Origin of the sequence: Treponema sp. UBA753, from assembly GCF_002297325.1 — a bacterium.
Taxonomy (GTDB): Bacteria; Spirochaetota; Spirochaetia; order Treponematales; family Treponemataceae; genus Treponema_D.
In genome coordinates this window covers 19796-30619 of the sequence record NZ_DBKJ01000084.1, presented here as the reverse complement: position 1 = coordinate 30619, position 10824 = coordinate 19796, and the positions used below count along the sequence as shown (strand labels likewise).

General features: G+C 37.3%; 8 protein-coding genes. 5 read left to right on the top strand and 3 right to left on the bottom strand.

Translation table 11 applies throughout. The annotated features are described in order from the left end of the window. Positions 1-131 precede the first annotated feature (131 nt). Positions 132-584: a GNAT family N-acetyltransferase gene (locus B4C08_RS07545; RefSeq protein WP_296664232.1), complete on the top strand. Its 453-nt coding sequence runs from the start codon at positions 132-134 to the stop codon at positions 582-584. 11 nt (positions 585-595) lie between these two features. Here the strand turns inward: B4C08_RS07545 and B4C08_RS07540 are convergent, their stop codons facing one another. Next, a complete protein-coding gene (locus B4C08_RS07540; protein ID WP_296664231.1) occupies positions 596-1543 on the bottom strand; it encodes a hypothetical protein in 948 nt (315 codons plus the stop codon). A gap of 23 nt (positions 1544-1566) precedes the next feature. Further along, positions 1567-3003, bottom strand: coding sequence for an MBOAT family O-acyltransferase (locus B4C08_RS07535; RefSeq protein WP_296664230.1), 1437 nt, complete (start codon positions 3001-3003; stop codon positions 1567-1569). Positions 3004-3111: 108 nt separating this feature from the next. On the opposite strand from B4C08_RS07535, the gene B4C08_RS07530 reads away from it, so the two are divergent. From B4C08_RS07530 to B4C08_RS07515, 4 genes are all read left to right on the top strand, one after another. Beyond that, complete coding sequence (locus B4C08_RS07530) at positions 3112-3453, top strand: helix-turn-helix domain-containing protein (protein WP_296664229.1); 342 nt, start codon at positions 3112-3114, stop codon at positions 3451-3453. A gap of 125 nt (positions 3454-3578) precedes the next feature. Then, positions 3579-4016, top strand: coding sequence for a MarR family transcriptional regulator (locus B4C08_RS07525; RefSeq protein ID WP_296664228.1), 438 nt, complete (start codon positions 3579-3581; stop codon positions 4014-4016). Positions 4017-4026: 10 nt separating this feature from the next. Continuing rightward, complete coding sequence (locus B4C08_RS07520; protein ID WP_296664227.1) at positions 4027-4464, top strand: pyridoxamine 5'-phosphate oxidase family protein; 438 nt, start codon at positions 4027-4029, stop codon at positions 4462-4464. A 165-nt stretch (positions 4465-4629) separates the two neighbouring features. Continuing rightward, entirely contained in the window at positions 4630-5316 is a 687-nt protein-coding gene (locus B4C08_RS07515) for an aspartate/glutamate racemase family protein (protein ID WP_296664226.1), read from the top strand. A 37-nt stretch (positions 5317-5353) separates the two neighbouring features. Here B4C08_RS07515 and B4C08_RS07510 read toward each other — a convergent pair whose 3' ends face one another. Then, complete coding sequence (locus B4C08_RS07510) at positions 5354-10789, bottom strand: SpiroCoCo family coiled-coil protein (protein WP_296664225.1); 5436 nt, start codon at positions 10787-10789, stop codon at positions 5354-5356. Positions 10790-10824 lie beyond the last annotated feature (35 nt).

Sequence of the window (10824 nt, the reverse complement as noted above, 5' to 3'; positions counted from 1 at the left end):
GCAAGAAAAATGAAAAATGCAAGCAAGGCAACAAAAAACAAAAATGGCAAAAATTCCATAGTTTGAAAATATCACAGTTCTATGATTTTTGCTATAATTGAAATTGACTTTTATAGTAGGAGAAACCCAAAATGCCAATAGAATACAAACGACTTACAAAAAACGAACTGGAAACTTTTATCGAGATGAGAATCAATCAGCTTCGAGAAGAAGGTGCAACGGAAGAAATTGATTTGCGGCCTGCGCTTAAAGATTATTATCTTCGACACCTTGCGGACGGAACTTTCGTTTCCTATCTTGCGTTTGACGGAGAAAAAATTGTGGGAACAAGCGGAATGTCCTTTGTGGAAAAGCCGCCGTACTTCGCCTGCCCAAGCGGAAAAATCGGATTGCTTTCGAGCATGTTCACAAATCCAGATTACCGAAGAAAAGGAATAGCAAGGGAACTTTTGAGCCGTGTCGTAAAAGAAGCGAAGGACTACGGCTGCAAAACGGTTCAGATAACGGCGTCAGATATGGGCGTAAAGCTTTACACGGATTTCGGCTTTGTACATAATCAGAACTTCATGCAGTACAAATTGTAAAATTGAACTTTTCAGTTTTCCTGCACGCTACCAAAGTATTTTTTCAAGTCGTTTATCAGCTGCCTTGTGCGGATCTCAGCTTCCTCGTTAGTCAGATGAAGGCTCGTATTATAGAACAGACTTTCATCATAAATGTAATCTGTAAAATCAGAAATTATCAGGCAGTCAAGTTTTTCCGCAAGATTCGTCTGAAAGTTTTCGTATTCGCTTCTGTTCAAAACTTCGCAGCTTCTCTGCATAATCGGAAAACCCGCAACTAAAAGCGTCGCATTTTTTTGGGCGCAATATTCAGAAAGCCGGTTCAACCTTTTTGCGCAGACATCATTTATCAGGGGAACAGACGAATGAACAGAGTTGTCAAACAAATTTTTGTCGTATTCGCGCGGATAAATCAAATCGCCGTTTTTATTGAATCCGGTTCTTGTGTAGCAGTCAGACGGAATTCCGTTGCCCTTTTTTGTAATCCATAGCAACATTATTTTTGCAGTATACTTCGGAAAAGACTTCGCCATGTCAAAAAAATCTTTTCTTCGCAGAATTTTGTAAAGGCTGAAATTATTTTCCAGAGTCGTCCAGGCAAGCAGCGGATCGGAAATTTTATCGTCATCTGAATACCACGAATGGCAAACAATCAGAATGTCCCCGGCCTGAATGTTGAGTTTTGCGGCTTCCTCGTGAAAGGCGTTTCCAAGTCCGCCGTGAAGTCCCAAATTCACAACCGGCATACCGAATTCATTTTCCATCAGTTTTGAATTTATTCCGAACGCAAGATTTGAATTTCCGCACAGGATTATTTTTGGAGACGGAGATTTTTTCAGGAAATCAATTTTATCAATCAGACTTGCGTTGTAGGAATATTTGTACTGCGGTGCGGCAAAAACAAGGCAAAGGAATCCAAGCACAAACATTCCAAAAGTAATTGCGGCAAGGCACAGAAGTTTCAGAAGAAATTTTTTCATATTTTACTATGCTCTCCTCTACTTTAAAAATTGAAATACAAAAACGACGTTGACCGGCTCTGCGGAATGTTCAGCAAAACAAAAAGCACAAAGACGGAATAAAGAAACCAGCGGACTGCGGTTTTCTGCGACCTTATTATCTCAAGTCCACTTTTTTTGTACGTGAATAATTCAATTGCCGCAACCGGAAGAATTTTCAAGAAAATGAATATGATTCCTGTCAGCCCTTTCACTTCATCGCTCAATGCAAACAGCTGGCGCACGCTTTCCTTAATTCCGAAACTGGAGGTCAAAGCCGGAAAAGTCCTGAAAATTTCAAACGGAATATGAAATAATTTTTTTATCAACATAAAACTATCGTGAACATTTTCCGCGCGAAAGAATATCCAGGCAAATGAAACAAGCAGGAACGTTCCGAAAATCCGAAGCAACGAAGGATTTTTTTCCAGCCGCTTTCTGAAAATCCGTTCAAGGCAGACGTACAATCCGTGCAGCGCGCCCCAAATTACAAAACTGAACGAAGCTCCGTGCCATATTCCGCTTGCAAGAAACGTGAGCATGAGGTTCAGGCAGACTCTCGGCAACGAGCATCGGCTTCCGCCCAAAGGAATGTAAATGTAATCGCGAAGCCAGGAACTTAAACTGACGTGCCACTTGCGCCAAAACTCCGAGCAGCCTTTTGAAAGATACGGATGGTCAAAATTTTTTCCGATGTCAAAGCCCAAAAATCTGCTGATTCCAATCGCCATGTCGCTGTAGCCCGAAAAATCAAAATAAATCTGAAAGGAATAAAAAAGCGTTGCGAGCAGAACTGCGCATCCGTATATTTGAAGCGGAGACGAATAAACGGAATTCACATAAACTGAAATCGAGTCGGCGACTATGAATTTTTTCAGAAATCCCCAAGCGAATAATTTCATTCCGTCAGTGGCATTGCCGTAGTCAAAAGCGTTTATCCTTGAAAACTGCGGAATCAGATTTTCCGCACGCTGAATCGGACCGCTTGAGACTGTCGGAAAAAATGAGACGAACAGACTCACCGTCAGAAGATTTTTTTCAGGTTCGATATTTCCTCTACGGACATCAAGAAGATAACCGAGACTTTGAAACGTGAAAAAAGAAATTCCAAGCGGCAGAATAAATGTGAAATGCTGCTCCAAAAATAAAGAGAGAACCGAATTTATGTACTTGAAAAAAATCAGCGGAAGAAGTTCCAAGGCGACAGAAGTTAAAAGCAAAGCACGGCTTTTTCTTACAAGAAATGCGAGCAGCCAGGATGAAGCGCATGAGAACAGAAGAAATGGCAGAAATTTTATTCCGGCAAAACTGTAGAATAAAATTCCTGCGATAAACAAAATCAACTGATTCAAGAATTTCCTGAAAAAGAATTTCTGCTCAAGAAAATAAACTGATGAAAAAAGTACAAAGAAAATCAGAAATTCAAAGGAAACAAAAGACATAAAACAGCTCCAAACGAAAAAATATAATACTTGCAGATTGATAGTATAACAAAACAATACGCATTTTGCTAGTGTAAATAAAACAAATAGACTTGCAAAATGCAAGTAATGACAGAACAGGAACTAAAAAAAACGCTTTCGGAAAACATAAAAAAATACCGCAAGAATAAATTCACACAAGAAAAACTTGCTGAAAAATGCGGACTTTCTTCACAGAACATCAATGACATCGAAGGTATGAGACGCTGGCCAAGAAGCGAAAATCTTGTGAAAATTGCAGACGCACTGCAAGTGGAAGTTTACCAGCTTTTTATTCCACAGACAAAGAAAAAAGTAGTCATTGAAAAAACAGACGAAAACATTTCAATTCAAAATCAGATTCAGTCTAAAGTAATAGAAGAAATACGAAAAGTCCTGAACAAGTCTCTTGATAAAATGAAAAAAGAATAAAAAGAAAGCCGTATACAATCTGTCCGTAGTCCACTCTTTTTCCACATATTACAAAATTTCATCTTGACAAATAGTTCTATATAGTACTATACTCTTTCGTATAAAACAGACAGAAGGAAATCAGATTGCTAAATAAGACGAACGGAGGGTTTTACATCAGCAAGATAAAGCAGATTCAGGGACGCATTTTTGAGCGGCTTCTGGATGAACAGGGAATCGCGGAATTCAACGGAGCGCAGGGAAGAATTCTTTTTGTGCTCTGGGAAAACGACGACATTCCAATCAGGGAACTTTCTGAAAAAACCGGTCTTGCGAAGACGACACTCACCGGGATGCTCGACCGACTTGAGTCGCAGGAGCTTGCGGTGCGCACATACAGCGCGGAAGACAGGCGGACTGTCAGAATCAGGCTGACGCAGAAGGCAAGAAAGCTCCGGAAAAAGTACGACAAGGTTTCCGAGCAGATGAACAAAATTTTTTACAGGGGATTTTCTGATGAGGAAATTTTCAGTTTTGAATCGGCTCTTGGGAAAGTGCTTGAGAATCTTAATAATTATTTATAGGAGGATAATAATGAACAAAGAAAAAGCCAAAGAAGAAATCATCGCACTCAGAAAAAACGCGAATGTCGCCTATGTCGGTTCGGTGAACGGAGAGGGATTTCCGCAGATCAAGGGAATGCTCGTACTCGAAAGCGAAAGCATGAAGATTCAGTATTTTTCGACGAATACAAGCTCCCGGCGCGTCGCTCAGTTCAGGGCAAATCCAAAAGCCTGCGTGTACTACGTTGACGACACAAAGGACAAATACAAGGGCGCGCTCTTTACAGGCACAATCGAAGTCTGCACCGACCACGACACAAAGGCAATGCTCTGGCGCGACGGATTTGAAATGTATTACCCGAAAGGCATAGACGATTCCGACTACTGCGTCTACCGCTTCACCGCACAAAGCGTAAACTATTACCATGGACTTGCGAACATGACGCTTTCGATTGAGGAGGTGGAATAATAAGCCATTATCGTAGCTACCACCTGCGATGTAAAAAAATATTTAGCTTATATAAACCTGAAAAACAATCAGCGGAATATTTCTGTTGATTGTTTTTCCTTTTTAAGATAAACTCTGTAAAAAAAATAACATTGGTTATAAAAACATTTGCATTGGAGGAGAAAATTGAAAACAATCGGACTTATCGGCGGAATGAGTTGGGAAAGCACAATTCCATATTACAAAATCATAAATGAAGAAATCAAAACAAAACTTGGTGGACTTCACTCTGCAAAAATAATTCTTTACAGTGTTGACTTCGATGAAATTGAAAAATGCCAGTCATGTGGAAACTGGGAAAAAAGCGGTTTAATTCTTGGAGAAGCTGCAAAAAAACTTGAAATGTCAGGAGCAAATTTTATTTTAATCTGCACCAACACAATGCACAAAGTTTATACACAGATTCAGTCAATGGTAACGATTCCTGTAATCCATATTGCCGATGCAACGGTTTCTGAACTGAAGAAAAGAAAAACTTTCAATGCCGGTCTTCTTGGAACAAAATATACATTAGTTCAAGACTTCTACAAACAGCGTTTAATCGAGCAAGGAATAACTGTTATTGTTCCCGATGAAAAAGACATTGAGCAAATCAACAATGTTATTTTTCATGAACTCTGCATTGGAAAAATAGAAGAATGTTCTAAAAAGAAAATGCTTGAAATAATGATGCGCTTGAAAAACAAAGGAGCGGACGGAATAATTCTTGGCTGCACAGAAATAGGTTTGCTTGTAAAACAAAATGATTTTGAACTACCACTATTCGATACAACAGAAATTCATGCAAAACATGCAGTAGAATTAGCTCTTTAAATCTTTTACAGAAGTCCGCATAAAGCGGACTTCCTTTTTACTCATCAGTTCCCATTTCAAGAATAAGATTTACTATGTTCTCTTCAATCTTCAAACGCTTTGCAATTTCAGCATTTTTCCATCCGTCTTTCTTCAGCTTAATGACATTTGACTTCAACTGAGGTGTAATATTTGAACCAGCTACAGCGGACGGCTTGTTTCCAACTTCCTTAGCTGTAATGTCATGAAGAAGCTTCAGCTTGCTATCGGCGTCAGAATAAAGTTTTTGCAGCCTAACTTCGGTATTAAGAATTCCATCACGTGAATCTTTAATTTTTGCAATGCGTTCTTCCGCATCGTCAATCAAACTTTGCAAAGAAGTTATTTTGTCAACGGCATCATTAATTTTTCCGCTATTCTTCATAATTTTATCAATGTGGCTTTGCATTGACTTGATTTCATCTGGCAGAGAATTAACTTTAGTTGAACATTCTTCAAGACGCTTTTCAAGCTGTGAAATATTTTCAAATGAGCTGTCAACTTCTTCCGCAACACGGTCATAGGTTTCTTTCTTATTTTCTATCCGTTCAAGTTTTGACTGAACATTTGAAATGCTGTCCTGAAATTTTCCAACCTTTGCCTGCATATTCAAAATATCATCGCTCATAGAAGTGAGTTCCTGAATTTTTGAATCCATACCGCTGCTTAAATTCATAAGCGTATTGAATTTATATTCAATACTGTCCAAACGAGATTTATCCGAACTATACGCATTTAAGCGGGAATTAACATCATCGCCAAATTTTTCAAGACGTTGCGCCTGAGCAGACAAGTCATTAAGTTTTTCCTCAAAATTTTTGACTGCTGAAATTTTTTTATTCAAATCATCAATAGAAGTTTCAAGCTGCTTTTTCAAAATGTCAGCCTTGTCAAAAACCGCTGTTTCAGTTTTGAAAGTTCCAATGCTTTTATTTATTTCATCAATTTGGAACTGAAGCTTATTCGCCTCCTCGCCAATTTTATCAAAGGCATTATTATAAACACGCATATATTCATCGGTCTGCTTATCAAATCTGCTTTTGAGTTCCTTGCTTTTTTTATCCGCATAATCCTCTTGGTCAGCCGTTGATTTTTTTACATTGGCAAGCATATTTTCATATTGCTCACGGAAATCAGCAAGAGCAGTTTTTGATTTTTTATCGTAATCATCAAGAACATCGGCAGCCTTGTTTGCCGCAACGGAGAAATCTTTTTGCAAGTCATTTATTTTTTGATCATTTGTATCTGCAAGAAGTTTAAGTTGATCCTCAATCTGTTGAGATGCATCCTCATATTTTCCTTTAAGACTATTTTTCCAAGCTGTAAATTCCTGCACTGCCGCATCAATTGTCGCCGACTGAGACTCCTGTTTTGAAAGAAGAATTTCGCGGAAATTTTCAAACTTAGAATTCAAATCATGCTCAATTTTATCAAGCTGTCCATTCATACGCTCATTGTAACTGTCGGTTTCAGTCTTTAAATATTCGTCCGCATTTTCAATCGTTTTCTGAATTTCATTTCTATATTGCTCGATAAAGTCATGGATTTTTTGATTTACTGTATTGATTTGCTCCTGAACAGTTGTCTGGCCGGAAAGCAACGCTGTCTGGAATTTCTTTTCCTGTTCAAGAGTTTTCTTTGTAAGTTCAGAAATTCGTTTTGCAAGAGCATCGTCATATTGTTTTTCCAAAGCCTCTCGTTTTACTTCGTACTCTGCCGTAAAATCAGAAAACTGCGCATCAAATTTATTTTTCCAGTCAGAAAGTTTTAGAACAACATCGTCTTGGCGTTTCGCAAGATCAGTTGTAAAAGAATCTTCGAATACTTTTACCTTTGCGCTAAGTTTGGCAGCGGAATCTTTTTTAATTTCATCAAGTGAAGTCTGAACAGAATCCAAGTCAACTTTTAGTTTTTCATATTTTGCAACAATTGATTTTTCAAAATCAGCCTGAGTTTTTTCCGCACCTTCAGAAAATTTTTCAAAGTCACCTATAACTTTTTTCTGGCTCTGATCCATAAGTTTTCTTAAAGAAGATTCAAGTTTATCAACGTCAGCTCCGGCAGTATTAAGTTTTTTAAACCTATACTCCATTTCCTTTTTATAAGCATCAAGCTGACTGTCCAAGGCTTCAAGATATTTTGTTTGGCGAGCATCACATTCGGCGGCGATATTTTTTGTGGAGGAAAGCAAACTTCCATTAAGCTCATCAATCTGATTTTGCATTGACAAAGAAAATTCCTTGAGTTTTTCAGAATTACTTTCATTTTCATTTTCAATTCGCTCAGAAATTTCTTTTGCATTATTTTCAATTTGCTCGTAGCGGGAAAGAATAGAAGAAAGTGTTCCATCTATATTTTCCTTTATCGATTTTGTCTGCGCATCAAGAGAACCAAGAGAATTTTTTATATCGGAATGCATTTCATCCACGCGCTTTTGAACATCACCTTTGTATTTGTCAAGATTTGCAGAACTCAAGCTGCTAAACTTTTCATAAGCATCGTTTTCATCTTTCTCCGCTTTTTCAAGTATAGAAGAAAACATTCCATCGTATTTTTTTTCAAGTTCAGAAGACTGACTTTCAACAGAATTCTGCAAAGCTTGCAGTTTTTCAGAATTAACTTTTACATCCTGCTTTAACGCCAATGTAATTTCATTTACATTTTCTGTTGTTTTTGAAATCTGTTCCTGAACTTTTTCAATTGCATTTTTCGCATCTAAAACAAGACTGTCAGTTTTTTCTTCAATCTGTTTTTGCGCATCTTCAACATACGCAAGAGCGTTTCCTGAAACTTCATCTGTTTTTGCAGAAATTATTTTTTGGACATCTTCAAATCGATTTTTTGCATCCACAATTGCATCTTCGGAAAGAGACTGAATTTCATTTGTGCGCACATCAATAAGTTCCTGAAGATTGCGGGTTTTATTTTCAAGTTCTTCTTTTAAAGACTTAGTGTTCTGTTCAATTTTTTGTGTGTACTCAGAAGTTGTAGACTTATACTGCTCCATTGCTCCGTAAGTTTGAGTTTCCACATTGTTTTCAAGTTCTTCAAGTTTCTTTTCAATTTCCTGCGCGCGTTCATGAATTTGACGCTCAAGAGCTTCTGTTCGTTCCGCAAGTTCTTTACGCAAAATATCAGTTCTATCTTCAATATCCTGCGTATAAGTTGAAGTCGTTGTCTTGTATTTTTCAACAGCCTGCGCAGTCTGATTTTTTACATCTTCTGTAAGATTTGAAAGTTTTCTGCGGACGTCATCCTCAAGTCCGTCTGTGCGGTTTTTAATTTCAGTGGAAATTGCAAGAGCCTTGTTATTTATGTCTTCAAGTTTCTTTTTAAATATGCCGTCAATCGAATCAAACTTGTCAGTGAAGCTTGTATTAAGTGCTGCTGTTTTCTGGCGGATTTCGTTTTCAATTTTTGAAATAGAATTTTCAAATGAAGTGTTTGCAGCACCAGTTTTCTGTTTTATTTTTGCATTGAGTTCATCAACATTTTTATCCAAATCAGCATCAAGAGAACGCATTTTTTCTTTGAGTTTTGAATCCAAATTTGAAGACTTCTCGTTGAACAACGCAATAAGTGCCTGTGATTTTTTCTTCATTTCGGATTCTGCATTTTCATTATTTAAATCCAAAGATTCTTTTAGCTTCTTTGTTTTCAAATCATAGCTTTCTTCAAGCTCGCGGGTTTTATCTTCAAAAAATTGAACAACGTTACGGCTTTTATCTGCAAATGTCAAATCCATTGAAGAAGATTTTTCCTCATAAGATTTTGAAAGCGCCTTCATTTTTTCTTCAATATTCGAGAACATATCAGCGTAACTTTGCTCTAAAGAATTTTCAAGCTCAGAAGTTTTTGAGTTGTATTCATTTTCAAGAGAAGTCACATTGCTTTTGAAAAGTTCTTCCAGTCGTGAAGTTTTTTCTTCCAGCTGCGAATCAAGTGAAGAAATTTCAGAATTAAGCCGCTCTGAAAAATCAGAAACATTTGATTCTAGTTCAGAAGAAAGAAGATCAGATTTTTGCTTTACGCTGTCCTCAAAAGCCGAAGTCTTTTCTTCAAAGATTTTCGCCTGTTCTGTGAAAGTTTCAAGCAAGGCAGAAAATTTATTTTCCAATTCATTTTGAAGAGAATCAGCACGCTCCTTGTATCCGGCTTCAATAGAATTTGAAGTTCCATTGAAATAAGATTCAATCTGTGAAAGTTTTTCTGAAAATTTATTTTGAATGCCAGACGATGAGTATTCGAATTTTTCTTCAATTTCAGAAATTTTTCCAGAGCATTCATCTTCAATTCTTGAAGTAGAGTTTTCAACAATATCGGAAAGTTCTTTTATTTTGTCTGCAAATTCACTTTCAAAAGTTCCTGCAGATTCATTTATCTTATCTTCAAGCGCGCCAGTTTTTTCAGCAAGAGAATTATCAAGTCCAGCAATAGCATTCTCTAGGTGGGAATCAAAGTTTTCAGAATTTTCTTTAAGTTCTTGTTCCAATGCCTCAATTTTTTCTGTCCAAGTGCCAGTGAGAACATTTGTGCGCGCATCAATCATTTCTGTAATGCGTTGTGTGCGCTCATTAAATTTTTCTTCAATTGCGGAAGTCTGTTCTTTTAAAGAATCGCTGAATGTTTTTGTTTTATCATCGAGGCTTTTTTGCGTTTCAGAAATTCTTGAATCAATAATCGCAGTGATTTGTTTTGTCTGAGCTTCAACCTCATCAAGACAAGCGGAAGTTCTTTTTTGAGATTCATCTTTGAGTTTTGCAAACGACTCGTCTTCAAGCTGTTTTGCATTTTCAATTGCTTTGGAATACGCCTGGCGAATGTCGTCCTCAATTTTTTCCATGATAGCCTGATTTTGCTTTATGGCTTTTTCCGTTGTCGCATCAATTTCCGAAGCGCGTTGTTCGTACTGATTCAGCAAGTCAGAACCAATCGCCTTGAGCTGCTCAGAATTTTTTACAGAGAACTGCTTTGTAACATCAGAAACTTTTTTCTCCACAGCTTCAAGAATTTGATTTTGTCTGGAAAGCTTGGAATTTACTTTGTCCACAACAAGAGCTTCTTTTTTTACAGAATCAAGATTTTGCTCAACCGCAGCTGTCATTTCCATAAGATTCTGCAAAACTTTATCATAAGCTTCAATTTTATTTTTTATGTTTTCTATATTCTGGACAGGATTTTCAAAATTCTCTGTGGTCTGGCGGCACTCGTCAATTTGCATCTGCATTCTTTTTATTGCAGCCTTAACTTGAATGTCTTTTGTATCCAAATCGTTTGCAAGAAGTTTTATAGATTCCGTCTGCTTTTCAAAATAATCATCAAATTCAGCCTGACGCTGGTTTGCATAGCGTTTGACTTTTTCCATTGAATTTTCATTTTTACCAGTCTGCTGAATAATAACAGAAACAATCGCAGACAAAACTACCGCAATGACAATTCCTAATATAGTAATCACTTTTTATTTCCCGCCCAAATTTATTTAAAAAGAAG